Here is a 25,909-nt window from a genome sequence, read left to right as displayed (position 1 = left end):
GGGCGCCATGACCGACGACACCACGACGGGCACACCCGGCGCACCCGGTGCACCCGGCACCGCCGGACCATCGGGCGACGCCACGGGCGACGACCGCGTCGACGCCATCCGATTCGTCACCCGTCAGGTGAGCGACGAGGAGGCCGCCGCCGTGGCCGCGGTGCTCCTCGCGGCACTCGACGAGGCCGGCGGGGCCGCGGCGATCGACGAGGAGCCCCGCCGCGACCCCTGGGTCCGGAGCGGCAACGCCCTCCGCGCCCCCATCGAGGTCGGCCGCGGCGCCTGGTCGCGATCCACGCGCTGACCCGGCGTGTCCCCCGTTCGGCGTCGGCCGATGCGGAGCCGGGGAGCCGCCGCCGCCGTATCGCGGGGGCCGCTCGGAACGATCGGTCGGGGTTGTCCCCCGAAACCCTCGTTTGTCCCCCCAAATGATGACTTTGCGATCCATTGGATCTGGTCCAGTATGGGTGTTGCAGGCTCCGTGATGGAGTCGCCACCGTCACCGGTCGGGTAACCGGTGACCGTTGGGGGCGAGTCAGGGCGATATTCGGGTTGTCGCCGTGGCTCGGGCTTGATGGGGGGTCGATCTCAGATCGGCCCCCCACCTTCATGTCGGGGGAACCTCACGCACGGGTCACCTCGCTGCGCGGGATCTCCATCCAGAACTCGACCTCGAGGTCGTCGGTGTTCTGTGCCGGCGCTGCGCCGTCGAGCGGCTCCCTGAGGCCCACCACGGTCACGGCGACCGGAGAGCCCTCCGCAGCGGTGCGGGCGATGATGCGATCGGCGTTCGACCGCGCCACCGCCTCCGCCAGGCGCGAGAGCACGCGGTCGCGTGAGGGCTCGTCGAGGTCGTCGATGCCGCCCTCGTCGAGCAGCGTCACGGTGATGCCGCGCTCACGCGCGCGCTGCACCTCGCTGCGCACCGCGTCGGTCAGCAGCATCCGGCCCCGGATCTCGTCGCGGATCGCCGCCTCGAGCATTCGGCATTCGCGCCGCTGGCCCTCGGTCAGGACACCGCCGACGTCGGCGATGCGGCGGAGCATCGGTGCCGCGATGCGATTCGTCTGGGCCAGTCGCATGCGACCCTCGAAGAGGTGCGCGTCCTGGGCGGCCTGCCACGCGGCCGCCTCGCGCTCGGCCTGGGCGTACCGCCGGGTCTCCCGCGCTGCGGTCGTGAGGGCGGTGGTCAGCATGTGGGCGATCGCCACCCACACCATGCTGCCGATCACGCCGAGGGTGCCGAGCGCGATCGGCCCGGCCCAGATCACCGTCTGCACCGCGAGCACGATGACGCCGGTCCACGCGGCCACCAGCTGGCGCCTGGCCGCCGCGATGGTCATCAGCGTGCCGACCGCGGCGACGTACCAGGTCGCGTATCCGTTCGGGTCATCGGGATCGAGCTGGCTCGTCACCAGGAGGGGCATCACGATGCTCACGGCGAGGTCGAACGCGGCCAGCCAATCGGGCATCCGCATGCGCTTCGCCGGCCAGAGGCTCGCGGCCGTCGCGACCGAGTAGAGCACGAGCGCGACGATCGTGGGCAGCGGCGAGCGCGGGATGTTCAGCGAGTAGATGCCGAGCACCACATGGTAGATCGAGAAGAGGGCGCCGAGCGCGAGGAGGAGCCAGCGGGGCACGGTGATCATGCGTCGCCCCCTGACGCGCCGGCGGGCCAGGCGATGGTGATCGTCGTGCCGTGGTGCGGAGCGGACACGATCTCGGCGCTGCCGCCCGCGTTGGCCATGCGCTCCTCGATCGACACCCGGAGCCCGAGCCGTTCGTCGGGCACGCTCGACCGGTCGAAGCCTGCGCCGTTGTCGGCGATCTCGATCACGCAGCCGCCGGCCCGGACCCCGCGGATCCGGAGCTCTCGTCGCGTGGCGCGTCCGGGTTCGTCGGCGTGCTGCATGCTGTTCACCATCGCCTGCACGGACGCCGTGTACAGCGCCTCGACCGCCTCGACGGGCAGCTCCACCCCGCCCGCGTTCACCACGCGCACGGTGAAGGGGGCCGAGAAGGTCGTGAGTGCCGCCCGCAACCGCCGGACGAGCACCGGCAGTCCCACGTTCTCGAGCGCCCGCGGGCCGGAGGCGCCGGCCTCGTCGAGCCGGTTGATCGCATCGCGGGCCATGCGCGCCGCGAGCGCCTGCTCCTCGGGTGACGCCGCGGCCGCGGCCGAGAGCAGGGTGGTCAGCACGCTGTCGTGCACCAGGGCGTCCACCTTGACCCGCTCGTTCTCGGTGGCGTGCTGGCGGGCGGCGAGGTCGTACCGCTGCAGCGCGCCCTCCTGTGCGGTGTCGACGGCCTCGGCCGCTTGGCGGAGCATGGTGATGATGACGAGGACGGCGACGCCGAGGATGACCGCGTACATGGCGTCGAGCACCGCGAGCAGGCCGTTGACCTGCCCGCCCGCGGGGAACAGCCGGATGATGCCGTAGACGATCGGGATGGCGATCGTGTACGCGGTGGCGCCCGGCACGGGAAGGGCGATCACGGCGGCGGCCGTGGCGACGGTGCAGATGTAGTAGAGCCACGGGGCCTGGCCGTCGAGTGCGGCAGGATCGACGACGAGCAGCGGCCACACCAGCAGCGCGAGGGCGTAGAGGCCCGCGAGCGCGAGGGCCGCACCGCGCACGGCGACCTTCGCGACGCTCGCGACGGCGAGCGTCGCCATGGTGCCGTAGAGCACCGCCATGAGGGCGGCGCCGGCTCCGGGGATCAGCGCCGACGACTGCGCGAGTGCGAGCGGGAGCGTCTGGGCCCCGAACACGAGCCCGAAGAGGCCGAGCGCACGCCCCGAGACGGTCTCGACCTGCGCACGCGTGACCGCGGTCCTGCGGCGCGTGGCGAGTCGCGCGACCCGCCATTCAACGGCGGCCATCCCCGCCTTCGCCATCGAGTCCGGGGAGGATGCCGTCTTCCACTGCGCGCCGCAGCAGGTCGACCTTGGTGGGCGCGGGTCGCCCCACCTCGACGTACTTGGCCCGGATGCGGTCGAGGTACTCCCTGGCCGTGGAGTGGGCGATGCCGAGCTGCATCGCGACGAGCTTCAGCGGCAGTCCTGACGCGTAGAGGTGCAGCACGTCGCGCTCACGACGCCCGAGCTGCGCCTTCGCGAAGTCGCGGTCGGCCTCGATCGCGCTCGCCCACTCGACGTTGTTGAGCACCTCGCCGTTGGCGACGGTCGCGATCGCACCGATGACCATGGACATGGGCGACGCCTTCGGGATGACGCCCGCGGCACCGGCGGCGAGCGCCTCGCGCACCGCGGCGACGCGATCGGCGATGCTGTGCACGAGCACGGCGCTGCCGGTGTCGCGCACGGCGTGCACGTTGCGCGTCACGGAGGAGCCGTCGCCGAGTGAGAGGTCGAGCACCACCACGTCGCAGGAGCGGCCGTCGAGGGCGACGAGCAGGTCGGGGACGTTCGCGGTCTCGGCGACCACCACGTAGCCCGCCTCGCGGCACGCTGCCCGCAGCCCGAGCCGGACCGCCTCGTGGTCGTCGACGATCGCGACGGTCGCCGCAACCGGCGCGACGGTCGCCGCAACCGGCGTGGGTGGTTCACCAGACATCCGTGTCCCCCTTTCCCCGACAGTCACACGATAGCGGTCAGCCTGGCCACGGCCTCGACATGATGCGTGTTCGGGAACAGATCGAACGCGACGAGGTCGTCGAGCTGGTATCCCCGCTCCCGCAGGAGCCCCACGTCGCGCGCGAGGGCCACCGGATCGCACGCGACGTAGACGAGCTGGCGGGGCCGCAGCTCCGCGAGCCGGTCGACCACGGCGCGGCCCGCGCCCGACCGCGGCGGGTCGAGCACGACCGTGGCATCACGAAGGCGGGACCGCTCTCCGGCGGACGAGCCCTCGGCGAGGTCATCGAGGAAGCGGTCGACCCGTGCCGTGACCGCGCGAGCACCGACCCAGTCGGCGAGGTTCGCTCCCGCGTGCTCGGTGGCACCGGCCTCGGCCTCGACGGTCGTGATGCGCACCGTCTCTCCGAACCGGTCGCCGACCGCGGCGGCGAGCAGCCCCACGCCGCCGTAGAGGTCGAGGTTCGCCGCCCGGGGATCGAAGAGGTCGGGATCGATGAGCTCCTGCACGGCGGCCGAGAGGGTCGCTGCCGCCCCGCGGTGCACCTGCCAGAACCCGTCGCGGTCGAGGCGGAACGTGCGGTCGCCGACGCGCTCCTGGATCGTGGGGCGCGGGCCCCGCGGCATCCGCTCACCGTCGACCACCACGAGGGCGGCGTCACCTGAGGAGGGGGCCACGAGGTCGATCGCGCGCGCACCGGGGAACCGCCCGTCGAGCGGTGCGAGCCCCTGCAGGGCGGCAACGGCGAGGGGCACGGATGCCACGGGCACGACCGTGTGGCTCCGCGCGGCGTACGGCCCCACCGAGCCGTCGTCGTCGACCTGCAGGCGGATGCGGGTGCGCCACCCCGTGCCCTCGGCGGTGACGCCTGGCGCGAGCGACGGATCGACGGCGCGCACCACCACGTCGCGCTCGACGCCGGCCATGCGAGCCAGTGCGTCCTGCAGCACCTCCGCCTTGAGCGCCCGCTGCCGTTCCATGCGGATGTGGCCGAACTCGGCGCCGCCGGCGCGCGCTGCCGGCGCACGTTCGACGGATGCCTCGGCCCAGACGTGCTCGCGCCGGTCGGCCGATGCCGTGAGCACCTCGAGGGTCTCGGCACGCCAGAAGCGGACGTGCCGCCGGTCGGTGACCCGGGCGACGACCCGCTCGCCGGGGACGGCGTCGGGGACGAAGACCACACGTCCTTCGTGGTGGGCGACGAAGACCCCGCCGTGCGCGACGCGCTCGACGTCGAGTTCGACGACGGGACCGTCGGTCTCGGGCGGAGCGGGGGCCGGACGCCGGGAGCCGCGGCCACGCGGATCGGGACGGCGGGGACGACGACGGGATTCGGCCATGCTCCGAGCATTCCACAGGCTGCGGCGGTGACGGCAGGATGGGGGAATGCGCCTCTACCTCGCCTCCACGTCGCCCGCCCGACTGCAGACCCTGCGGGCCGCCGGCATCGAGCCCATCGCGATCGCCCCGGGCGTCGACGAGGAGGCGGCCGTCGCGGCCGCTGAGGCGGAATCCGGCCGGCTCGAGGCATCCGACATGGTGCAGTTGCTCGCGCGGGCCAAGGCCGAGGCGATCGTCGGCGTCACCCACGACGGCGAGCCGATCGACGGCCTCATCCTCGGCGGCGACTCGGCCTTCCTCACCGGTGGCGCCATCCACGGCAAGCCGCACCGGCCCGACGTGGCGCGCGAGCGCTGGCTCGCGCAGAACGGCGGCCACGGCGACCTGTGGTCGGGGCACTGGCTGATCGACCATCGCGGCGGCCGCGCGAACGCGGCGGTGGGACGGGCGGATGTCGCGACCGTGCGGTTCGCCGCGCTCGACGACGCCGAGATCGACGCGTACATCGCGACCGGCGAGCCGCTGCTCGTGGCCGGCGCCTTCACGATCGACAGCCTGGGCGGTCCGTTCATCCGACGGGTGGAGGGCGACCCGTCGACGGTCGTGGGCCTCTCGCTGTCGACGCTGCGCGACCTGGTTCGCGAGCTCGGCGTCGAGTGGACCGCCCTCTGGAACCGGGCCTGACCGGCCGGATCAGCGGCCCCGCGGGATGCGTCGCCCCCACGACCATTGTCGACGCCCGCAAGGGTTGCGTTCCTTTTTTGTGGAAGCAACCCAAAGGCCTTCGGGGGGCGGCCAATAGGCTTGAGCATTATGCCGCGCATCACGAAGGTCCTCATCGCCAACCGTGGCGAGATCGCCGTCCGCGTCATCCGGGCCGCCCGTGACGCCGGCATCGGCTCCGTCGCCGTCTACGCCGACCAGGACCGCGATGCCCGCCACGCCAAGCTCGCCGACGAGGCCTATGCGCTCGACGGCACCACGAGCGCCGAGACGTACCTCGTCATCGACAAGCTGCTCTCGGTGGCCCGCCGCTCGGGCGCCGACGCCGTGCACCCCGGCTACGGCTTCCTCGCCGAGAACTCCGACTTCGCCCGCGCCGTGATCGACGCCGGCCTCATCTGGATCGGTCCCTCGCCGGAGGCCATCGAGCGCCTCGGCGACAAGGTCTCGGCGCGTCACGTCGCCGAGAAGGTCGGCGCCCCGCTCGCGCCGGGCACGTTGAACCCGGTGGCGGATGCCTCGGAGGTGCTCGACTTCGTCGACGTGCACGGCCTGCCCGTGGCGATCAAGGCCGCTTTCGGCGGCGGCGGCCGCGGCCTCAAGGTCGCCCGCACGCGCGAGGAGGTGCCCGAGCTCTTCGAGTCGGCCACCCGCGAGGCGGTCGCCGCCTTCGGTCGCGGGGAGTGCTTCGTCGAGAAGTACCTCGACAAGCCCCGCCACGTCGAGACCCAGTGCCTCGCCGACGCGCACGGCAACGTCGTCGTGGTGTCCACCCGCGACTGCTCGCTGCAGCGCCGACACCAGAAGCTCGTCGAGGAGGCGCCGGCGCCCTTCCTCACCGAGGAGCAGAACCGCCTGCTGTACGAGGCGTCGAAGGCCATCCTCAAGGAGGTCGGCTACGTCGGCGCCGGCACGTGCGAGTTCCTCATCGGCCAGGACGGCACGGTCTCGTTCCTCGAGGTCAACACGCGCCTCCAGGTCGAGCACCCCGTCTCCGAGGAGGTCACCGGCCTCGACCTCGTGCGCGAGCAGTTCCGCCTCGCGGAGGGCGGCGCGCTCGACTACCCCGACCCGGTCGCATCCGGCCACTCGATCGAGTTCCGCATCAACGGCGAGGACCCCGGCCGCAACTTCCTGCCCTCCCCCGGGCCCGTGCACGTGCTCCGTTTCCCCGGCGGGCCCGGCGTGCGAGTGGACTCCGGCGTCACCACCGGCGACGAGATCTCGGGCGCCTTCGACTCGCTGCTCGCGAAGCTCATCGTCACCGGCTCCTCCCGCACCGACGCCCTGGAGCGCGCCCGCCGCGCCCTCGACGAGTTCGAGGTCGCCGGACTGCCCACCGTGCTGCCCTTCCACCGCGACATCGTGCGCAACCCGGCATTCGCGCCCGACGGCGACGCGCCGTTCTCCGTCTACACGCGGTGGATCGAGACCGAGTACGACAACCGCATCGAGCCGTGGTCGGGCGAGCTCGCCGAGTCCGCGGCGCCGGCCGACCGCAGCAGCGTCGTCGTCGAGGTCGCCGGACGCCGCATCGAGGTCAGCCTCCCGAAGAAGCTCGTGAGCGGCACGTCCGCCGGCAGCGCGGCGACGGCCGGGCCCGCTCCCCGCCGCCGGACGGCCGCCCACGCCGTCGACACGGCGACGGGCGACGCCGTCAAGGCGCCGATGCAGGCCACGGTGGTCAAGGTCGCCGTCGCCGAAGGCGACAAGGTCGTCAAGGGCGACCTGGTGCTCGTGCTCGAGGCGATGAAGATGGAACAGCCCATCATGGCGCACAAGGACGGCGTCATCGGCCTGGTGAACGCCGAGGCGGGCTCCACCGTCTCGAGCGGCCACCTGCTGCTCGCCATCAAGGACGCGCCGGCGGCCTGAGTCCGCTGGGCCCGACGCGCTGCCGGCCGGCCCGACCCCGCGAGCTCAGTCGGCCGCCGGCGCGCCCTGCGGCGTCGGCAGCTCGACCTCGCTGACGCCCGCGTTGCCCCAGCGGGAGCGGCGGCGTCCGTAGAGCAGGTAGACGACGACGCCGATCACGAGCCAGACGAGGAACCGCACCCACGTCAGGGTCGTCAGGTTGAGCATCAGCCAGAAGCAGAGCACGGCTGAGATGATCGGCAGCACCGGCGACCACGGCACGCGGAAGCCGCGGGGCAGGTCGGGACGCGTGCGCCGCAGCACGATGATGCCGAGGCTCACGAGGACGAACGCCGAGAGCGTGCCGATGTTGATCATCTCCTCGAGCAGGCCCACGTCGGTGAACGCCGCGACCAGGGCGACGATCGTGCCGCCGATGATCTGGATCCGTGCCGGCGTCTTGGTGCGCTCCGTGGTCTTCGAGAGCCAGCGCGGCAGGAGCCCGTCACGGCTGAGGGCGAAGACGATGCGAGACAGGCCGAGCAACAGCACCATGATGACCGTCGTGAGCCCCGCGAGCGCGCCGATCGAGATCACCGCGGAGGCCCAGTCCTGTCCGACGAGGCGGAACGCGGTCGCGAGCGACGGCGTCTCCTCTGCCGCCAGCTCGGTGTACGACACCATGCCGGTCATCACGATCGAGACGAGCACGTAGAGCAGCGTGACGATGCCGAGCCCGAGGAAGATGCCGCGCGGGAGGCGCTTCTGCGGTTCGCGCACCTCCTCGGCGCTCGTGGCCACCACGTCGAACCCGATGAACGCGAAGAACACGAGCGAGGCGGCCGAGAGCATGCCGAAGATGCCGTACTTCGCGGGCTCGGCTCCGGTGGCCCAGGCGAACAGCGACTGGGTCCAGACGTCGCTCGAGCCACCCTCGGTGGGGACCGCCTCCGGGATGAACGGCACGTAGTTGGCGCCGTTGATGAAGAAGAACCCCACCACGATGACGAACAGCACGATCGCGACCTTGATGATCGTGAACACCGACCCCACGCGGGCCGTGAGCTTCGTGCCCGCGACGAGCAGCACCGTGAAGACCGCGACGATGAGGAAGGACGGCCAGCTCACGTCGATGCTCGCGATCTCGAGCGTGGCCGGGAACGGCAGCCCGAACGCGAGCAGCGCCTCACCGAGGTAGACGCCCCAGTACTTGGCGAGCACGGCCGCGCCCGTGAACATCTCGAGGATGAGGTCCCAGCCGATGATCCAGGCGAGCAGTTCGCCCATCGTCGCGTACGTGAACGTGTACGCGCTTCCGGCGACCGGCACCGTCGAGGCGAACTCGGCGTAGCACATGATCGCGAGGCCGCACGTGACGGCCGCGAGGATGAACGAGACGATCACGCTCGGCCCGGCGAAGTTCGCCGCGGCCTGCGCGCCCACCGAGAAGATGCCCGCGCCCACCGCGACGGCGATGCCCATGAGCGCCAGGTCCCACGTGCCGAGCGATCGCCTGAGGCTGCGCTCGTGGTCGGCGGCGTCGGCCATCGACGCCTCGACGGACTTCACTCGCAGATTCATGGATCTCCCCCGAGTCCCTGCGCGCCGCCCCGCTGCGCCGCGTCGCGTCTCAGCGTACGACGTGCATGGCCCTCGCGGCATCCGTCAGCGAACCGGTCAGCGACGGATAGATCGGGAACGCCTCGGCGAACTGGTCGACCGTGAGCCGGTGCTCCACCGCGAGGGTGAGCGGGAAGATCAGGTCGGAGGCGCGAGGGGCGACGATGACCCCGCCGATGATCGCGCCCGAGCCGTTCGACGCGAACAGCTTCACGAACCCGTCGCGGATGCCCATCATCTTCGCGCGCGGGTTCGAGGCGAGTGGGAGCTTGTAGATGACGCCCGGCACGACGCCCTCCTCGATGTCCTTCTGCGTCCACCCGACGGTCGCGATCTCGGGCTGCGTGAAGATGTTCGAGGTGATGTTGCGCTCCTCGGGCGGGTCGACGATGTCGCCCATCGCGTGGAACACCGCGGTGCGGCCCTGCATCGACGCGACCGACGCCAGCGGGATGTAGGTCGTGCAGTCGCCGGCGGCGTAGATGTTGGGGATGGAGGTGCGCGCGACGCGGTTCACCCGGATGTGCCCGCTGTCGGAGAGTTGCACCCCGGCCTCCTCGAGGCCGATGCCCGCCGTGTTCGGCACCGAGCCGACCGCCATGAGGCAGTGGCTGCCGCGCACCTCGCGCCCGTCGGTCAGCGTGGCCACGACCCCATCGCCGTCGCGCACGACCGACTCGGCCCGCGACTTGTTCAGCACCTTCATGCCGTTGCGCTTGAAGACCTTCTCGATGACGGATGCCGCGTCCGCGTCCTCGCCCGGAAGCACCTGGTCGCGGCTCGAGATGAGCGTCACCTTCGAGCCGAGCGCGCGGTACGCGGAGGCGAACTCGGCGCCCGTCACGCCCGAGCCGACCACGATGAGGTGCTCGGGGATCTCGGGCAGGTCGTAGAGCTGGGTCCACGTGAGGATGCGCTCGCCGTCGGGCACGGCCGAGGGGAGGATGCGCGGCGTGGCGCCCACCGAGATGACGAGGGTGTCGGCCTCGATGCGGTCGAAGTCGGTGCCGCCCTTGGCCGTGGCGACGATGATCGCGTTCGAGCCGTCGAGCCGGCCCTCGCCCTGCACGAGGTTCACCCCGGCATCCATGAGGTTCGAGCGCATGTCCTCGGACTGCTGGGCCGCGAGCCCCAGGAGGCGCTTGTTCACCGCCGCGAGGTTGATGGCCACGCTGGGCTTCACCGCCTTGTCGGACTGCCCCTTGGCGTAGAACTGCACGCCCAGGTCGGCCGCCTCCTTCACGGCGTTGGACGCCTCGGCGGTGGCGATGAGCGACTTCGAGGGCACGACGTCGGTGAGCACCGCGGAGCCGCCGACCCCCGCCCGTTCGATGAGCGTCACCTCCGCTCCCAGTCGGGCGCCCGCGAGGGCGGCCTCATATCCGCCGGGTCCTCCTCCGAGGACGGCGATCCGTTGCGTGCGCTCGAACTCGTAGGCCATGCTCACATTCTGTCGTATGTGCGCGGCGAGCCAGCAAACGAGCACGCGCCAGCGGCGGCATCCGCGCCGTCATTAGAGTGGTGGGATGCATGGTGCCAACCCGCTCGACGACCCCACAGCCGACCCCTTCGCCATCGCCGCCGAGGCCGCGGCGAGGATCTCGGAGCTCACGGGGGTCGAACGCCATGACGTGGCCCTCACCCTCGGCAGCGGCTGGGGCCGCGCGGCCGACCTCATCGGCGAGACGACCCACACCATCCCCGCCGCCGACGTGCCCGGCTTCTCGAAGCCCGCGCTCGAGGGCCACGTGGGCACGCTGCGCTCGGTGGCGCTGCCGAACGGCAGGCGCGCGCTCGTCATCGGCGCGCGCACCCACTACTACGAGGGGCACGGCGTGCGCCGCGTCGTGCACTCCGTGCGCACCGCCGCCGCCACTGGTGCCACCACGATGATCCTCACGAACGGCGCCGGCGGCATCCGCGAGACGTGGACCCCGGGCACGCCCGTGCTGATCAGCGACCACATCAACCTCACGGCCGACTCCCCCCTCGAGGGCGCGACGTTCATCGACCTCACCGACCTCTACTCGCGTCGCCTGCGCGACCTCGCGCGCTCCATCGACCCCTCCCTCGACGAGGGCGTCTACTGCCAGTTCCGCGGGCCGCACTACGAGACGCCCGCCGAGGTGCAGATGGCCAAGGCCATCGGCGGCCACATCGTGGGCATGTCCACCGCGCTCGAGGCGATCGCCGCCCGCCAGGCCGGCATGGAGATCCTCGGCATGTCGCTCATCACCAACCTCGCCGCCGGCATCCAGACGACGCCGCTCAGCCACGAGGAGGTCATCGAAGCCGGTCGCGCCGCCGAATCCGTGATCTCCGACCTGCTCGCGAAGATCGTCGCAGAGCTGTAGGAGACACGGATGCCGCAGACGAACGACGCCGACGCCGAACGGCTCGCCCTCGCCGAGTCCTGGATCGCCCAGGACCCCGATCCCGAGACCCGCGCCGAGCTGGCCGCCCTCGTCGAGGGAGCGCGCACCGGCGACGCGGCAGCCGTCGCCGACCTCGCCGACCGCTTCGACACCCGACTCGCGTTCGGCACCGCCGGGCTCCGCGGCGAGATCGCCGCCGGCCCCAACCGGATGAACCGCGTGCTCGTGTCGCAGGCCGCCGCGGGCCTCGCCGCCTACCTGGTCGAGCGCGCAGAGCCCGGCGAGACGCCCTCGGTCGTCATCGGCTACGACGGACGCAAGAACTCCGCCGTCTTCGCCCGCGACTCCGCCGAGATCATGGCCGGCGCAGGGGTTCGGGCGCTGCTGCTGCCGACGCTGCTCCCGACGCCGGTCCTCGCATTCGCCGTGCGTCACCTCGACACCGCTGCCGGCGTGATGGTGACCGCATCGCACAATCCCCCGAACGACAACGGCTACAAGGTGTACCTCGGCGGCAGCGACCACGGCTCGCAGATCGTCGCGCCCGCCGACGCCGAGATCGCCGCGCACATCGAGCGCGTGGCTGCGACCGTGAGCGTGCCGCAGCTGCCGCGCGGCGCGTTCGAAACGGTCGGCGAAGACCTCCTCGAGGAGTACATCCGCCGCACCGCCCTGGTCGCCGACCCGCCCGCCGCGCAGCCCCGGGTCGTCTACACCGCGATGCACGGCGTCGGGTGGGCGACGGCTGCTCGCGTCTTCGCGGAAGCCGGCTTCGACGCTCCGGCGCCCGTGGCGGCCCAGATCTCCCCCGATCCCGCGTTCCCCACCGTCGCGTTCCCGAATCCCGAGGAGCCCGGGGCGATGGACCTCAGCTTCGAGGAGGCCCGCGCCGTCGGCGCGGAGCTCGTGATCGCCAACGACCCCGACGCCGACCGGCTGGCGGTCGCCATCCCCGACCCTGGCGCCGAGGGCGGCTACCGACGCCTCAGCGGCAATGAGGTCGGGCTGCTCCTCGGATGGCGCGCGGCTCGCCATGCCGCCGACGCCTCCGGCGACTCCGGCCCGAACGGCGCGCTCGCGTGCTCGATCGTGTCGTCACCGGGCCTCGAGGCCGTCGCGCAGGCATACGACCTCGACTTCGAGGCGACGCTCACCGGATTCAAGTGGATCTCCCGCGCGCCCGGGCTCGTCTTCGGCTTCGAGGAGGCGCTCGGCTACCTGGTGAACCCCGCGACCGTGCGCGACAAGGACGGCATCTCGGCCGCCGTCGCGTTCCTGTCGCTGGCCGCCGAGCTGAAGGCGCGCGGCCGCACGGTCGCCGACCATCTCGACGAGTTCGTCGAGCGGTTCGGATGCTTCGCCTCGACGCAGGTCTCGCTGCGCGTCACCGACCTCTCGCGCATCGGCGCCATCATGGCGCGGCTCCGCGCCGAGCCGCCCGCCTCCGTCGGCGGCATCCGCGTCGAGCGCATCGAGGACCTTGCCGACGGCTTCGGCGCGCTCCCGCCCTCCGACGTGCTGCGGATCGTGCTCGAGGGCGGCGCCCGCGTCATGGTGCGGCCGAGCGGCACCGAGCCCAAGCTCAAGGTCTACATCGACGCCGTTGGCGCCGATGGCTCGGTCGACGAGCGCCGCGCCGCGGCATCCGCCGCCGTCGAGGCCCTCGAGGCCGGGATGCGTCAACTCACGGCATGACGGGGTCGATCAACGCGCGGTCGGAGGCGAAGGGCGATCCAGCCGAACGCATCCGATTCGACGGGCAGGTCGTGGTCGTCACCGGCGCCGCAGGCGGTCTCGGTCGCGCCTACGCCGAGGCGATCGGGACGCGCGGTGCGACGATCATCGCGCACGACGCCGGCGTTCAGCGCGACGGCACTGTTGCGGATGCCGCGGTGGCCGCCCGCGTGGCCGGCGAGCTGTCGGCCGCCGGCATCCTCGCCGAGCCCGAGACGCAGGACCTCGCGACGAAGGGCGGATGCACCGGACTCGTCGAGCGGGTGCTCGGCCGGCATGGCCGCATCGACGCCCTCGTCCACAGCGCCGGCATCGTGCGGTACGCGGGCATCGAATCGACGCCCGACGAAGAGTGGCGGCGCATGCTCGCCGTGAACGTCGAATCGGCGTGGTGGCTCGCCCGCGCCGTCTGGCCGTCGATGCGGCAACGCGGCTACGGCCGCCTCGTCTTCACGGTGTCGAGCTACGGCCTGCGACCCATCGACGGGTCCGACGTCACGGCCTACGGGGTCGGCAAGGCGGCCCAATTCGGGCTGATGAACGGGCTCGCGGGCGAAGGGGCGGAGCACGGCATCCTCGCCAACGCCATCGAGCCCATCGCAGCGACCCGGATCTTCCGGCGCCCGACCGGCGCCGACGAGCTCACCCCGGCGAGCATCGCTCCCGCTGCCGTCCTGCTCGCATCACGCGAATGTCCGTGGACCGGACGGGTCGTGAACGCAGCGGATGGGGAGTTCCAGCTGCAGCGGTACCCCGCCAGCGCCCGCCGGCCGCTGGCCGGCGCCCTCACTCCCGAGTCCCTCCTCGCCGAACTCCGGGAGTGAGCACGGCGCGCGCCGTGCTCCGCTCTCCGCCGACAGGCGACGGGCGACGGGCGACGGGCCACGGGCGGAACCGCCTAGCCCAGCGAGGCCTCGAGCTTCGCGCCGATCTCCTCGACGTCGAAGTAGTTCACGACCTCGACGACCTCGGCGAAGCTGCGGCCGATGGCCTGCCGCACGGCGCCGGCGAGCTCGGTCGACGTGATGATCACCTGGGCGTCGGCCGCGGCATCCGAGATGCCGGCGAGGTCGCTGGCGCTGACGTCGGCGCTGAGGCCGAGGCGATCGAGGGCGCGCTCGGCGTTGACCTTCAGGATCGCCGACGTGCCCACGCCCGCACCGCAGACCGCCACGATCCTCATGCGCCGGCGCCCTCGACTGGGCTCGCCTCGACGCCGAGCAGGCTGCGCACCTCGTCGGCGGTCGTCGCGCGGGCGATGCGGCCGACGATGCCGCTGTCGTTGAACGCGTTCGCGAGCCGCGCGACGGATGCCACGTGCTCCTCGGCGTTCGAGACGGCGAGCCCGACGACCACGCGCACGGGATCGTTGTGCGGATGCCCGAACGGCACCGCCTCGGCGAGCGTGACGACCGCGAGGCCCTCGCGCCGCACGTCGGGGCCCGGACGGGCGTGCGCCAGGGCGAGGCCCGGGGCGATGACCACGTAGGCGCCGAACTCCTCGATGACGGCGATCATTCGGTCGGCGTACTCCGACCGCGTCGCTCCCGATCGGGTGAGCGCCCGGCCGGCCTCGCGCACGGCGGCGCGCCAGTCGTCGACTGTGGCGCCGAGCACCACGGCGGTGTCGGGCAGCGAGGGGATGGTGGTCATTGGGGGTCCGTTCAGGGCGCGTGGGGTCGCGGCGAAGCCTCGCGGCGCCGGTCAGGCTTCGTCGAAGCCGTCCTGGATGAGCTCGGCGAGCTCCTCGCGGTCGTCGAGCGGGAGGAAGGCGGATGCCGCGGCGTTGAGCTGGAAGGTCTCGAAGTCGTCGAGGTCGTACCCGAAGGCGTCGCTGAGCAGCGAGAGCTCGCGCGTCAGGGAGGTGCCGCTCTGGAGGCGGTTGTCAGTGTTGACCGTGACGCGGAACCCGAGCTGGTAGAGGAGGTCGAACGGGTGGTCCACGAGCTCGTCCCCCCACGCCGCGATCGCGCCGGTCTGCAGGTTCGACGAGGGGCTGGTCTCGAGGGCGATCTCGCGGTCGCGTACCCATTGCGCGATGGGCCCGAGCGAGACATAGGTGTTCTCGTCGTCCTGCCGCTCGATGGTGAGGTCTTCGGCGATCCGCACGCCGTGGCCGAGGCGCAGGGCGCGACCGTCGAAGAGCGCGCTGCGGATGGACTCGAGCCCGTCGGCCTCGCCGGCGTGCACGGTGACCGGGAAGAACTGGGAGGCGAGGAAGTCGAAGGCGGTGCGATGACGTGCGGGGAGGAACCCGGCCTCGGCGCCCGCGATGTCGAATCCGACCACGCCGCGGTCGCGGTGACGCACGGCGAGCTCCGCGATCTCGAGCCCGCGATCGGCGTGTCGCATCGCGGTGACCAGCTGCCCGGCGCGGATGGCCTGCCCCTGGTGCCGGGCATCGTCGATGCCCTGCTCGATGCCCTCCTGCACGGCCTCGACGGCCTCATCGAGGCTGAGCCCGCGCGCGAGGTGCTGTTCGGGCGCCCAGCGGATCTCGCCGTAGATCACGCCGTCGGCCGCCAGGTCTTGCACGAACTCGCGCGCGACGCGCTGCAGGCCCGCGCGGGTCTGCATGACGGCGGTCGTGAGATCGAACGTCTTGAGGTACTCCACGAGCGAGCCGGAGTTCGACTGTTCGGCGAACCATGCCGCGAGCGCCTCGCCGTCGGACGCCGGCACCTCGAGGCCGATCTCGTCGGCGAGCTCGAGGAGCGACTGCGGGCGCAGGCCTCCGTCGAGGTGGTCGTGCAGCGACACCTTCGGCAGCGCCTGGATGTTCGTGCCGTCGCCCTCGAGGCGGTACTCCGTCGGAATCGTGTTCACGTGTCCACGATAGCGGCGCCCCGCCCGCGAAGTCTCGGCAATCTCGAAGCTCGTGGGCTAGCGGTCTCGCCCGATCCGATCCGCGATGAGCGGGCCGCCGTCCTCGACGGCCTCACCCGCATCGCCGATGCGATAGGCGCCCTGCACCGCTTCGAGCGCGCGACCGAACCGGGCCGGCTCGTCGGCGTGCAGCGTGAACAGGGGCTCGCCGGCACGCACCGCGTCGCCGGGCTTCGCGTGCAGCTCGACGCCGGCCGCGTGGTGCACCGGATCCTCCTTGCGCGCCCGGCCGGCGCCGAGGCGCCACGCGGCGATGCCGAAGGGCAGGGCCTCCTGCTTCACGAGCACTCCGTCCCGATCGGCGGTGACCACGTGCTGCTCCCGCGCCACCGGCAGCGGCGCATCGGGATCGCCGCCCTGCGCGGCGATCGCCCGTCGCCAGGTGTCCATGGCCCGGCCGTCGTCGAGGGCCGCCTCGACGTCGGCGTCGTGGACGCCGGCGAGCTCGAGCATCTCTCGGGCGAGGGCGACCGTGAGCTCGCGCACGTCGGCGGGTCCGCCGCCGGCGAGCACCTCGACGGATTCGCGCACCTCGTTGGCATTGCCGATCGTGAGGCCCAGCGGCACGTTCATGTTCGTGATGAGCGCCGACGTCGCCACACCGGCATCCTCGCCGAGTTCGACCATCGTGCGGGCGAGCTCGCGCGAGCGCTCGATGTCCTGGAGGAAGGCGCCGGAGCCGAACTTCACGTCGAGGACGAGCGCCCCCGTGCCCTCGGCGATCTTCTTCGACATGATCGACGACGCGATGAGCGGGATCGCCTCGACGGTGCCCGTGATGTCGCGGAGCGCGTAGAGCTTCTTGTCGGCCGGCGCGAGCCCCGATCCGGCGGCGCAGATGACCCCGCCGACGTCGCGGAGCTGGGCGAACATCTCGTCGTTCGTGAGGTCGGCCCGCCACCCGGGGATCGACTCGAGCTTGTCGAGGGTGCCGCCCGTGTGGCCCAGCCCACGACCGGAGAGCTGCGGCACGGCGACCCCGAAGGTCGCGACGAGCGGCATGAGCGGCAGGGTGATCTTGTCGCCCACGCCACCGGTGGAGTGCTTGTCGGTCGTCGGCTTGCCGAGGCCCGAGAAGTCCATGCGCTCACCCGACGCGATCATGGCCATCGTCATGTCGCGGATCTCACGACGGGACATCCCGTTGAGGAAGATCGCCATGGTCATCGCCGACATCTGCTCGTCGGCGACGTAGCCCCGCGTGTAGGCGTCGATCAGCCAGTCGATCTCGGCGGTGTCGAGCTCGTGACCGTCGCGCTTCGCGCGGATGAGGTCGACCGCGTCGAAGGCCTCGACCGCGCTCATGCGGACGCCCCCTTGAACTCCGCGAGCTGGCGGGGACCGAACGCGTCGGGCAGCACCTCATCGATCGTCTTCACGCCCGACACCGTCTCGAGGAGCATGCCCTCGGCGGAGTGCTCGTAGAGGAGCTGCCGGCAGCGACCGCACGGCATCAGCGTGTTGCCGTGCCCGTCCACGCACGAGAACGCGACGAGTTTGCCGCCGCCCGACATGACGAGCGCCGAGACGAGCGAGCACTCCGCGCAGAGGGTCACGCCGTACGAGGCGTTCTCCACGTTGCATCCGCTCACGACCCGGCCGTCGTCGACGATCGCGGCGGCCCCGACCGGGAACTCCGAGTACGGCACGTAGGCCTTGGCCATGGCCTCGCGCGCGCGGTCGCGCAGCGAGGCCCAGTCGATCGCATCCGTTGCGGTCATGGTGCTCCCCCGTTCAGGATCGGCCTTCGGTGAGATGACGGATGCCGCGGCCACGCGGCATCCGCTCAGGACTTGATGTACGGCTTGCCGGCCGCAGCGGGCCCCCGCACCTTGCCGACCAGCCCGGCCACGGCGAAGATCGTGACCACGTAGGGCAGCATGAGCATGAACTCGCTCGGGACCGGCGACCCGATGACCGAGAGCGTGTTCTGCAGGTTCGAGGCGAACCCGAACAGGAGGGCCGCCAGGGTCGCCTTGATGGGGTCCCACTGGCCGAAGATCACGGCGGCGAGGGCGATGAAGCCCGCGCCCGCGGTCATCTCCTTGTTGAAGGCGATGCCCGAGCCGATGGTGAAGAACGTGCCGCCGAGGCCGGCGATGGCGCCGGCGAGGGCGACGTTCCAGAACCGGGTGCGGTTCACCTTGATGCCCACGGTGTCGGCCGCCTGCGGGTGCTCGCCGACCGCGCGGAGGCGAAGGCCCCACTTGGTGTGGAACAGCCCGAAGTACACGAGCGCCACCGCGACGTACATGAGGTAGACGACGAGGGTCTGGCGGAAGAGCACCGGCCCGATGATCGGGATCTCGCTCAGCACGGGGATCGGCAGGCGCTCGAAGCGGGGCGGCGTGTTGAGCTGGGCCGCGTTGGGCGCGAGGACCTGGGAGAAGAAGAAGCTCGTGAGGCCGACGACGAGCACGTTGAGCACCACACCGACGATGACCTGGTCGACGAAGTACTTGATCGCGAATGCCGCGAGCACCATGCCGACGAGCATGCCGGCCACCATCGCCGCGATGAGCCCGAGGATCGGCTGGCCCGTGATCGACGCCACCACCGCCGCCGTGAACGCCCCGGCGAGCAGCTGGCCCTCGATCGCGATGTTGATGACGCCCACCCGTTCGCCGAGGACGCCGGCCAGGGAGCCGTAGATGAGCGGCACCGCGAGGCTCAGCGAGCCGAACAGCAGCCCGATCACGGGGATCGCCGCACCGGACGCCGCCCACGTCAGGAAGCCGAACATGAACAGGATCGCGAAGACCACGACGAGCCAGATCGGCACGCGGCGCTTCGACGCCACGAGCATGGCGGAGTAGGCGGTGGCGAGCGCGAGCAGCACGATGGTGATCCAGAGGGTCGGCATCGTGGGCACGGTGATCTCGGGGAGCTGGATCACGTCGGACTGGGTCGACAGGCGGAAAGTCGTCTCGCCGTCCTGCGGCGCGAAGACCGCCAGGGCGATCGCGAGGAGCGTGAAGATCGCGAACGCGATCGGCGCCTTCCAGCTCGTGACGACGGTCGTGTCGAGCGCGACGACCTGCGGCGCGGGAGCGGGGTGCTGCACGGCGGTGCTCACTTCGCCTTCACCTCCTGCGTGACGTTCGGGACGGGTCTGCGCTTCGGCGAAGCCGGGTCGGGCAGGCGGAAGATCGTGCGCACGAGCGGCGGCGCCGCGATGAACAGCACGATGAGCGACTGCACGACGAGCACGATCTCGATGGGAACGCCCTCGGCCGCCTGCATCGAGAAGCCGCCCGCCTTGAAGGCGCCGAACAGGATGCCGGCGACGAAGATGCCCCAAGGCGTCGACCGCCCGAGCAGGGCGACGGTGATCGCGTCGAATCCGATGCCGGCGTCGATGCCGGCCGTGAAGCCGGTGGTGACGGTGCCGAGCACCTGGCTCACGCCGGCGAGGCCGAGCAGCGCGCCGGAGATGAGCATCGCGTAGATGTACATGGACGGCACGTTGATGCCGGCGACGCGCGCCGCGTTGGGGTTCTCGCCCACCGCGCGGAACCGGAAGCCGAGGCTCGACCGGCTGAGGATCCACCACACGATGATCGTCGCGACGACCACGAGGATGAAGCCGAAGTGCAGGTTGAACTGCGGTCCGAGGAGGGCGGGGAAGATCGCCGTCTCCTTCATCGCGGGAGTCTTCGGGTTGCTCGACCCCGGCGCCTGCAGGAGGCCCGGGGTGCGCAGCATCCACGACACGAGGTAGAAGGCGACGTAGTTGAGCATGATCGTGACGATCACCTCGTGCGCCCCGGTTCGCGCCTTGAGCGCGCCCGCGATGCCCGCCCACAGCGCGCCGCCGATGAGGCCGCCGAGGAGGGCGACCAGCATGTGGATGCCCCAGGGGAGGTCGAACCCGAACGCCAGCCAGCCGGCGACGGATGCCGCGATGAGCATCTGCCCGCGACCGCCGATGTTGAACATGCCGACGCGGAACGCGAGGCCCACGCCGAGGCCACCGGCGATGAGCGGCGTGGCGAAGGTCAGCGTCTCGGTCAGCGGGCGGATGCCGGAGATGAAGTCGTCGCGCCGGAAGTTGTAGACCGAGCCCTGGAAGAGCGCGGAGTAGGCTCCGGACACCGATTCCCAGATGGCGATGAGGGTGTCACCCGGACGGGCGAAGAAGTAGCCGCTCGCCTCCTGCACGCGCTCGTCGGTGAACGCGATCATGATCGCGCCGACGAGCAGGGCCAGCAGCACCGCGAGCACCGAGATGATCGCGTTGCCGGTCGTGATCTGGTGGAGCGTCGTGTGCCAGCGCGACGGCGGCGGCACCTCGGCCGGCGCCGCGGCGCCCGGCGCGCCTGCGACGGGGACCTGACCGTCGACGACGGCCTGCGACGCCTCGGGCGCGACGGCCCCGGGCTCCTCGATGGCGATGTCGGCGTCGAGGTCGGCGGGCGTCGATCCGGCCGAGCCGGCGGCGTCGGGCTGACGGGGGTCGCTCATGCGGCGGCTCCTTCTGCGGGCTGTTCGCCGGCCATCATCAGGCCGAGCACGTCGCGGGGGGTGTCGCCCGGGACGATGCCCACGATGCGGCCGCGGTACATGACCATGATGCGGTCGGCGAGGGCGACCACCTCGTCGAGCTCGGTGGACACGACGACCACGGGGACGCCGGCGTCGCGGGTCTCGACGATGCGCTTGTGGATGAATTCGATGGAGCCCACGTCGACGCCGCGCGTGGGCTGCGCGGCCACGAGCAGGCGCAGCTCGCGGCTGAGTTCGCGAGCCAGCACGACCTTCTGCTGGTTGCCGCCGGAGAGCTGCCGCACCTTGGAATCGATGCCCTGCGTGCGGACGTCGAACTCCTTCACCTTGTCGCGGGCGAAGTCGGCGAGGGCGCCACGCTGGATGCTGCCGCCCCGCACGAACGGCGCACCGTCGCTGCGGTCGAGCATGAGGTTCTCGGCGATGGTGAACTCGCCGACCAGTCCGTCCTCCGTGCGGTCCTCGGGTACGAATCCGACGCCGGCGTCGAGGATCCGCTTCACGCTGGACGAGCCGAGCTCGATGCCGTCGATCCTGATGGAGCCCTGCACCCGCGGCTGCAGGCCGAGCAGCGCCTCGGTCAACTCGGTCTGCCCGTTGCCCTGGACGCCGGCGATCGCGAGGATCTCACCTCGGCGGACCTCGAAGCTCACGTCGTTGACCACGAGCTGGCCGATGGGGTCGATCACCGTGAGGCCCTGCACCTGGAGTGCGGCGTCGCCGAGCGTGGGCTCCTCCTTGTGCACCGTCAGCTCGACGGCACGGCCCACCATGAGCGACGCGAGCTCGGCGTTCGTCGCCGTCGGGGACGCCTCGCCGACCACCTTGCCGAGGCGGATGACCGTGATGCGGTCGGCCACCTCGCGCACCTCGCGGAGCTTGTGGGTGATGAAGACGATGGAGGTGCCGGTCTGCTTCAGCTGGCGCATGATGCCCATGAGCTCATCGGTCTCCTGGGGCGTGAGCACGGCGGTGGGCTCGTCGAAGACGAGCACCTTCGCGTCTCGGGAGAGCGCCTTGATGATCTCGACGCGCTGCTGCACGCCGACGGGAAGGTCGTCGACGAGCGCGTCGGGGTCGACGTCGAACCCGAACCGCTCGGAGATCTCGCGCACCTTCGCGCGTGCGGCGGGGAGGTCGAGTCGTCCGCCGAGCTTCGTCTCCTCGTGTCCGAGCATCACGTTCTCGGCGACGGTGAAGACGGGGATGAGCATGAAGTGCTGGTGCACCATGCCGATGTGCGCTGCCATGGCGTCGCCCGGGCCGGCGAAGTGCTGGACCTGGTCGTCGAGCAGCACCTCGCCCTCGTCGGCTTGGTACAGGCCGTACAGGACGTTCATGAGCGTCGACTTGCCTGCACCGTTCTCGCCGAGGAGGCAGTGGATCTCTCCGGCCTCCACGGTGAGGTCGATGTGGTCGTTCGCGACCAAGCTGCCGAATCGCTTCGTGATGCCGCGAAGTTCGAGCTTCATGTCCCCGATCCTACTGAGGTGGCTGCATCCGTCGGAGATGCTGCGCGAAAGTTGAGGGTGCCGGAGAGGTGCTGCGCAGATGTTGCGCGTTCCGCTCCGAAGTGCGCCTGGACGTCGATCGGGGAGGTCGGCTGGTGCCGACCTCCCCGATCAGAGCGTCGTTCCTACTTGGCGAGGTAGGACTTGACCTCGACGTCGCCCGCGATGATCGCGGCCTTGAGGTCGTCGAGCTCGCCCTGGAGCGTCGACGGGACCTTCGACTCGAAGTCGTGGAACGGGGCGATGCCCACGCCCTCGTTCTCGAGGGTGCCCACGAACGGGGTGTTGTCGAAGTCGCCGTTGCCCGCTGCGATGACGGCCTCGTACGTGCCGACGTCGATGCCCTTGAGGATCGAGGTGAGCATCAGGTCGGCAACCGACGGGTCGGTCTCGGTGAAGTCCGCGTCGACGCCGATCATCGCGATCTCGCGGCCGGAGTCGCGGATGGCCGCGGCAGCCGACTGGTAGATCGGGCCGCCGACGGGCAGGAGCACGTCGACGTTCTGGTCGATGAGGCCCTGCGCGGTGTTGCGGGCCGTGTCGTTGGCCTCGAAGCCACCGGTGAAGAGGCCGTCGGTGCCGTCCCAGCCGAGGACCTGCACATTCGTGCCCTTCTCGGTGTTGTGGTAGTCGACGCCCTGCTTGAAGCCGTCCATGAAGATCGAGACGGTCGGGAAGTTCATGCCGCCGAAGGTGCCGACGACGCCGGTCTTCGAGTAGTCGGCGGCCGCGTAGCCGGCGAGGAACGCCGCCTGGGCCGTGTCGAAGATGATCGGCTTGATGTTGTCGGAGTCGGTCTTGCCGTCGAAGTCGTTGTCGACGACGTCGTCGATCGAGACGTACTCGATGTCGGGGTTGGCCGCAGCGGACTCGCCGGCGGCAGCGGCGAGCGCGAAGCCGACCGTGGTGATGAGGTTGCAGCCCTGGTCGACGAGGTTCGTCAGGTTGGGCGCGAAGTCCGTCTCGGAGTCGGACTGCACGGTGACCGGCTCGACGCCGAGCTCGTCGGCGGCCTTGGTCAGGCCCTCGAACCCGAGCTGGTTGAACGACTTGTCGTCGAAACCGCCCGCGTCGGAGACCATGCAGGGGAGGAAGTCGGATGCCGCCGCCCCCTCGGTGGAGCCCGAGTCCTCGGGCGCGGATCCGCAACCGGCGAGCAGCACGGCTGCGCCGAACATCGCAAGACCGCCGAGGGCGGCCTTCCTGGTCGTGACCTTCACTGTGTCCTCCAAAGACTGCGCCCCGACTGTCGCGGGGACTCGATGAGTCACGTTACCGAATGTTGCGGCCGCCGCCCCGGCCCAGTCGCCCGGGGACATGCAATGGTTATGAAGACGCGACATTCTGCTCATATGAGCAGGCCGCTACTCCCCCGCACGGGGGCCCACCGGTCCCGGCCGGGGCCCTCGTGCCCGCTCCGGGTCAGCGCGAAGCGGGTGAGCTGGGCGAATCGACGACGAGCTCACCGGCGATGATCGCCTGTCGCAGGCCCTCGATCTCGCCGTCGAGCTCGGGCGTGACGAGCGCCGCGAGGTCGTGGTAGGGCGCGATCTCGACGCCGCCGTTCTCGAGTGTGCCGACGTAGGGCTCGTTCGAGAAGGAGCCGTCCTGCACGGCGCCGACGATCTCGACCATCGCGTCCTGCGTGTTCTTCAGCACGCTGGTGAGCAGCACCGGCCGGAACTCGGCAGCCAGCGACTCGTACCCGTCGCTGTCGACCCAGATGACCGACACGCCGCCGCGCTCGAGCGCGGCGGAGGCCGCGCCCTCCCCCACCTGGCCCGCGACGGGCAGGATCACGTCGGCGCCCTGGTCGATGAAGCCCTCGGTGAGCGCCTTGCCCTTGTTGATGTCCTCGAAGTCGCCGGTGAAGGCGCCGTCCTGCTTCGCCTTGTCCCACCCGAGCGCCCGCACGGCGGTGCCGTGCACCTCGTTGTACTTCGCGACGCCGTCGACGAACCCGTCCATGAAGAGCGTGACCGGGGGCTGGTTGCCACCGCCGAACGTGGCCACCACGCCCGTCTTCGACACGCCCGCGGCGAGGTACCCGGCGAGGAACGACGCCTGCGCGGTGTCGAACACCACCGGCTTGACGTTGTCGCCCTCGACGGTCTCGTCGACGATGGCGAAGGCGAGGTCGGGGTTCGCCTCGCCCTGCTCGAGCGTCGCCTCGGCCAGCTCGTAGCCCACCGTCACGATGAGCTCGCAGCCCGAGTCCACCGCCTGCTGCACGTTGGGCGCCAGGTCGGTCTCGCCGGTCGAGACGATGGCCTCGGCCTCGACGCCGAGCTCGTCCTCCGCCTGCTGGAGGCCCTCCCAGCTCGACTGGTTGAATGACCGGTCCTCGAGTCCACCCGAGTTCGTGACCATGCGGACGCACCCGGCGTCGGCGGCGTCGCTGCCGCCCGACTCGGGCGCGGGTGCACAGCCCGCGAGCATGACGGATGCCGCGACGAGCGCAGCCCCACTGCCGAACCACCGTCGCACCGACATCCGCAGCTCCCGTTCCCTCGTGTGATCGCTAGAGCACGTCGCTCGAACCGCCGAGGCGCAGCGCGTCGACGACGGCCTTGACCCGCTGGGCGTGCTCGCTCGTGGTGACCAGGAGCGCGTCGGGCGTGTCGACCACGACGATATCGTGCACCCCGATCAGGCTGATGACCCGGTTCGCGCGACTCACCACGATGCCGCTGGAGGCGTCGGCCAGCACGCGCGCGTTCTCGCCCAGGATGGCGAGCTCGCCGGAGCGCCCCGCCGTGTTGAGCTTGGCGAGGGAGGCGAAGTCGCCCACGTCGTCCCACTGGAAGTGCCCGCGGATCACGGCGAGGCGCCCGGCCGCGGCCGCGGGCTCGGCGACGGAGTAGTCGATCGCGATCTTCTCGATGGTCGGCCAGATGCGGTCGACCGCCGGTCCGCGGGTCGCGGGGTCGTCCCATGCCGCGGCGAGCTCGACGAGCGCGTCGTGCAGCTCGGGCTTCGTGCGCGCGAGCTCCTCGAGCAGCGTCGACGCCTTCGCGATGAACATGCCGGCGTTCCACAGGTGGTCGCCGCCCGCGAGGTAGCGTCGGGCGGTCTCGAGGTCGGGCTTCTCGACGAAGTTCGAGACCGCCTCGACGCGCTGGGCACCGGGCACCTCGAGGGGTCCGCCGCACTCGATGTAGCCGAAGCCCACCGCCGGCTCGGTGGGCGTGATGCCGATGGTCACGATGTAGCCGGCGCGCGCAGCAGCCACGGCGTCGGCGACGGCGGAGCGGAAGAGGGCATCGCCCGAGATCACGTGGTCGGCCGCGAACGACCCGATCACGACGCCGGGCTCCCGGCGCTCGAGGATGGCCGCGGCGAGGCCGATGGCGGCGGTGGAGTCGCGGGGCTCGCTCTCGAGCACGACGTTGGCGTCGGCGAGCGCGGGCAGCTGCGTCTCGACGGCCGCGCGGTGGGCGCGGCCGGTGACGACCATGATGCGCTGCTCCCCCGAGAGCGGGGCGAGCCGGTCCCACGTGTCCTTCAGGAGCGTCTGGCCCGACCCGGTGAGGTCGTGCAGGAACTTCGGGGCGTCCGCCCGGGACAGCGGCCACAGTCGGGACCCGACGCCTCCGGCGGGGATGACGCTGTAGAAGCCGTCGAGGGGAAGGGATGCATCGGACATGGCTCCGAGGATACCGGGCGCCGTGTTTCGGCCGGGGGTCGTGCATGCGAACGGCACGCGGCACGCGGCATCCGCTCGGCCAGGTCTCTCGATGTCGAGACAGTTAGGCAGCCC

23 protein-coding genes are annotated in these 25,909 nt (G+C 71.3%); 6 read left to right on the top strand and 17 right to left on the bottom strand.

Going from position 1 to position 25,909, the window contains the following annotated elements:
- The first annotated feature begins 7 nt into the window (after positions 1–7).
- Positions 8–304, top strand: a complete 297-nt coding sequence (locus AC1DZA_RS04165; RefSeq protein WP_476771818.1) for an acyl-CoA carboxylase epsilon subunit — start codon at positions 8–10, stop codon at positions 302–304.
- A 319-nt stretch (positions 305–623) separates the two neighbouring features.
- Here the strand turns inward: AC1DZA_RS04165 and AC1DZA_RS04160 are convergent, their stop codons facing one another.
- The 4 genes from AC1DZA_RS04160 to AC1DZA_RS04145 are packed head-to-tail and all read right to left on the bottom strand — an operon-like array spanning position 624 to position 4,939.
- Entirely contained in the window at positions 624–1,649 is a 1,026-nt protein-coding gene (locus tag AC1DZA_RS04160; RefSeq protein ID WP_476771817.1) for a hypothetical protein, read from the bottom strand.
- Positions 1,646–2,884, bottom strand: coding sequence for a sensor histidine kinase (locus tag AC1DZA_RS04155; protein WP_476760615.1), 1,239 nt, complete (start codon positions 2,882–2,884; stop codon positions 1,646–1,648). Before AC1DZA_RS04155 ends, AC1DZA_RS04160 begins: the two co-directional genes overlap by 4 nt.
- Positions 2,871–3,578 carry a response regulator gene (locus tag AC1DZA_RS04150; RefSeq protein WP_476771816.1) on the bottom strand — a complete coding sequence of 236 codons (708 nt, stop codon included), beginning with the start codon at positions 3,576–3,578 and terminating at the stop codon, positions 2,871–2,873. The genes AC1DZA_RS04155 and AC1DZA_RS04150 overlap by 14 nt, the downstream gene beginning before the upstream one ends.
- Before the next feature lie 23 nt (positions 3,579–3,601).
- Complete coding sequence (locus AC1DZA_RS04145) at positions 3,602–4,939, bottom strand: class I SAM-dependent RNA methyltransferase (RefSeq protein ID WP_476771815.1); 1,338 nt, start codon at positions 4,937–4,939, stop codon at positions 3,602–3,604.
- A gap of 46 nt (positions 4,940–4,985) precedes the next feature.
- Here AC1DZA_RS04145 and AC1DZA_RS04140 point away from each other — a divergent pair, with 46 nt between their 5' ends.
- A complete protein-coding gene (locus AC1DZA_RS04140; RefSeq protein ID WP_476771814.1) occupies positions 4,986–5,624 on the top strand; it encodes a Maf family protein in 639 nt (212 codons plus the stop codon).
- Between the two features lie 129 nt (positions 5,625–5,753).
- Complete coding sequence (locus AC1DZA_RS04135) at positions 5,754–7,538, top strand: acetyl/propionyl/methylcrotonyl-CoA carboxylase subunit alpha (protein ID WP_476771813.1); 1,785 nt, start codon at positions 5,754–5,756, stop codon at positions 7,536–7,538.
- A 45-nt stretch (positions 7,539–7,583) separates the two neighbouring features.
- On the opposite strand, the gene AC1DZA_RS04130 is transcribed toward AC1DZA_RS04135, so the two are convergent.
- Both AC1DZA_RS04130 and AC1DZA_RS04125 read right to left on the bottom strand, forming a co-directional pair.
- Positions 7,584–9,098: an APC family permease gene (locus tag AC1DZA_RS04130; RefSeq protein ID WP_476771812.1), complete on the bottom strand. Its 1,515-nt coding sequence runs from the start codon at positions 9,096–9,098 to the stop codon at positions 7,584–7,586.
- 49 nt (positions 9,099–9,147) lie between these two features.
- Positions 9,148–10,578, bottom strand: coding sequence for an NAD(P)H-quinone dehydrogenase (locus AC1DZA_RS04125; RefSeq protein WP_476771811.1), 1,431 nt, complete (start codon positions 10,576–10,578; stop codon positions 9,148–9,150).
- An 85-nt stretch (positions 10,579–10,663) separates the two neighbouring features.
- Here AC1DZA_RS04125 and AC1DZA_RS04120 point away from each other — a divergent pair, with 85 nt between their 5' ends.
- The 3 genes from AC1DZA_RS04120 to AC1DZA_RS04110 are packed head-to-tail and all read left to right on the top strand — an operon-like array spanning position 10,664 to position 14,070.
- Positions 10,664–11,491, top strand: coding sequence for a purine-nucleoside phosphorylase (locus AC1DZA_RS04120; protein ID WP_476771810.1), 828 nt, complete (start codon positions 10,664–10,666; stop codon positions 11,489–11,491).
- Between the two features lie 9 nt (positions 11,492–11,500).
- On the top strand, positions 11,501–13,207 hold the full coding sequence (locus tag AC1DZA_RS04115) for a phospho-sugar mutase (RefSeq protein ID WP_476771809.1): 1,707 nt from the start codon (positions 11,501–11,503) through the stop codon (positions 13,205–13,207).
- Entirely contained in the window at positions 13,204–14,070 is an 867-nt protein-coding gene (locus AC1DZA_RS04110) for an SDR family NAD(P)-dependent oxidoreductase (protein WP_476771808.1), read from the top strand. The genes AC1DZA_RS04115 and AC1DZA_RS04110 overlap by 4 nt, the downstream gene beginning before the upstream one ends.
- A 74-nt stretch (positions 14,071–14,144) precedes the next feature.
- Here AC1DZA_RS04110 and AC1DZA_RS04105 read toward each other — a convergent pair whose 3' ends face one another.
- The 11 genes from AC1DZA_RS04105 to AC1DZA_RS04055 all read right to left on the bottom strand — a co-directional run bounded on the left by AC1DZA_RS04105 (position 14,145) and on the right by AC1DZA_RS04055 (position 25,795).
- A complete protein-coding gene (locus tag AC1DZA_RS04105; RefSeq protein WP_476771807.1) occupies positions 14,145–14,429 on the bottom strand; it encodes a PTS sugar transporter subunit IIB in 285 nt (94 codons plus the stop codon).
- A complete protein-coding gene (locus AC1DZA_RS04100) occupies positions 14,426–14,899 on the bottom strand; it encodes a PTS sugar transporter subunit IIA (protein ID WP_476771806.1) in 474 nt (157 codons plus the stop codon). Before AC1DZA_RS04100 ends, AC1DZA_RS04105 begins: the two co-directional genes overlap by 4 nt.
- 51 nt (positions 14,900–14,950) lie before the next feature.
- Positions 14,951–16,063, bottom strand: a complete 1,113-nt coding sequence (locus AC1DZA_RS04095; protein ID WP_396133139.1) for an adenosine deaminase — start codon at positions 16,061–16,063, stop codon at positions 14,951–14,953.
- Positions 16,064–16,129: 66 nt separating this feature from the next.
- The gene (locus AC1DZA_RS04090) at positions 16,130–17,437 is read right to left on the bottom strand and encodes a thymidine phosphorylase (RefSeq protein WP_476762864.1); all 1,308 of its coding nucleotides are present in this window, start codon (positions 17,435–17,437) and stop codon (positions 16,130–16,132) included.
- Positions 17,434–17,853 (bottom strand): cytidine deaminase, encoded by a 420-nt coding sequence (locus tag AC1DZA_RS04085; RefSeq protein WP_476771805.1) that lies wholly within the window; start codon positions 17,851–17,853, stop codon positions 17,434–17,436. The genes AC1DZA_RS04090 and AC1DZA_RS04085 overlap by 4 nt, the downstream gene beginning before the upstream one ends.
- A 65-nt stretch (positions 17,854–17,918) precedes the next feature.
- Positions 17,919–19,208 carry an ABC transporter permease gene (locus AC1DZA_RS04080; protein WP_476771804.1) on the bottom strand — a complete coding sequence of 430 codons (1,290 nt, stop codon included), beginning with the start codon at positions 19,206–19,208 and terminating at the stop codon, positions 17,919–17,921.
- The gene (locus AC1DZA_RS04075; protein WP_476771803.1) at positions 19,205–20,596 is read right to left on the bottom strand and encodes an ABC transporter permease; all 1,392 of its coding nucleotides are present in this window, start codon (positions 20,594–20,596) and stop codon (positions 19,205–19,207) included. The genes AC1DZA_RS04080 and AC1DZA_RS04075 overlap by 4 nt, the downstream gene beginning before the upstream one ends.
- Complete coding sequence (locus tag AC1DZA_RS04070; protein WP_309973308.1) at positions 20,593–22,110, bottom strand: ABC transporter ATP-binding protein; 1,518 nt, start codon at positions 22,108–22,110, stop codon at positions 20,593–20,595. The genes AC1DZA_RS04075 and AC1DZA_RS04070 overlap by 4 nt, the downstream gene beginning before the upstream one ends.
- A gap of 164 nt (positions 22,111–22,274) precedes the next feature.
- The gene (locus AC1DZA_RS04065; protein ID WP_476771802.1) at positions 22,275–23,369 is read right to left on the bottom strand and encodes a BMP family lipoprotein; all 1,095 of its coding nucleotides are present in this window, start codon (positions 23,367–23,369) and stop codon (positions 22,275–22,277) included.
- A gap of 202 nt (positions 23,370–23,571) precedes the next feature.
- Positions 23,572–24,642 carry a BMP family lipoprotein gene (locus AC1DZA_RS04060; protein WP_476771801.1) on the bottom strand — a complete coding sequence of 357 codons (1,071 nt, stop codon included), beginning with the start codon at positions 24,640–24,642 and terminating at the stop codon, positions 23,572–23,574.
- A 28-nt stretch (positions 24,643–24,670) separates the two neighbouring features.
- Positions 24,671–25,795, bottom strand: coding sequence for a mannose-1-phosphate guanylyltransferase (locus AC1DZA_RS04055; RefSeq protein WP_476771800.1), 1,125 nt, complete (start codon positions 25,793–25,795; stop codon positions 24,671–24,673).
- Positions 25,796–25,909: the final 114 nt, after the last annotated feature.

Source organism: Agromyces sp. P2_B3, assembly GCF_056404815.1.
Note: the sequence above shows the minus strand (reverse complement) of the source record. Positions and strands in the feature narration are given on the sequence as shown.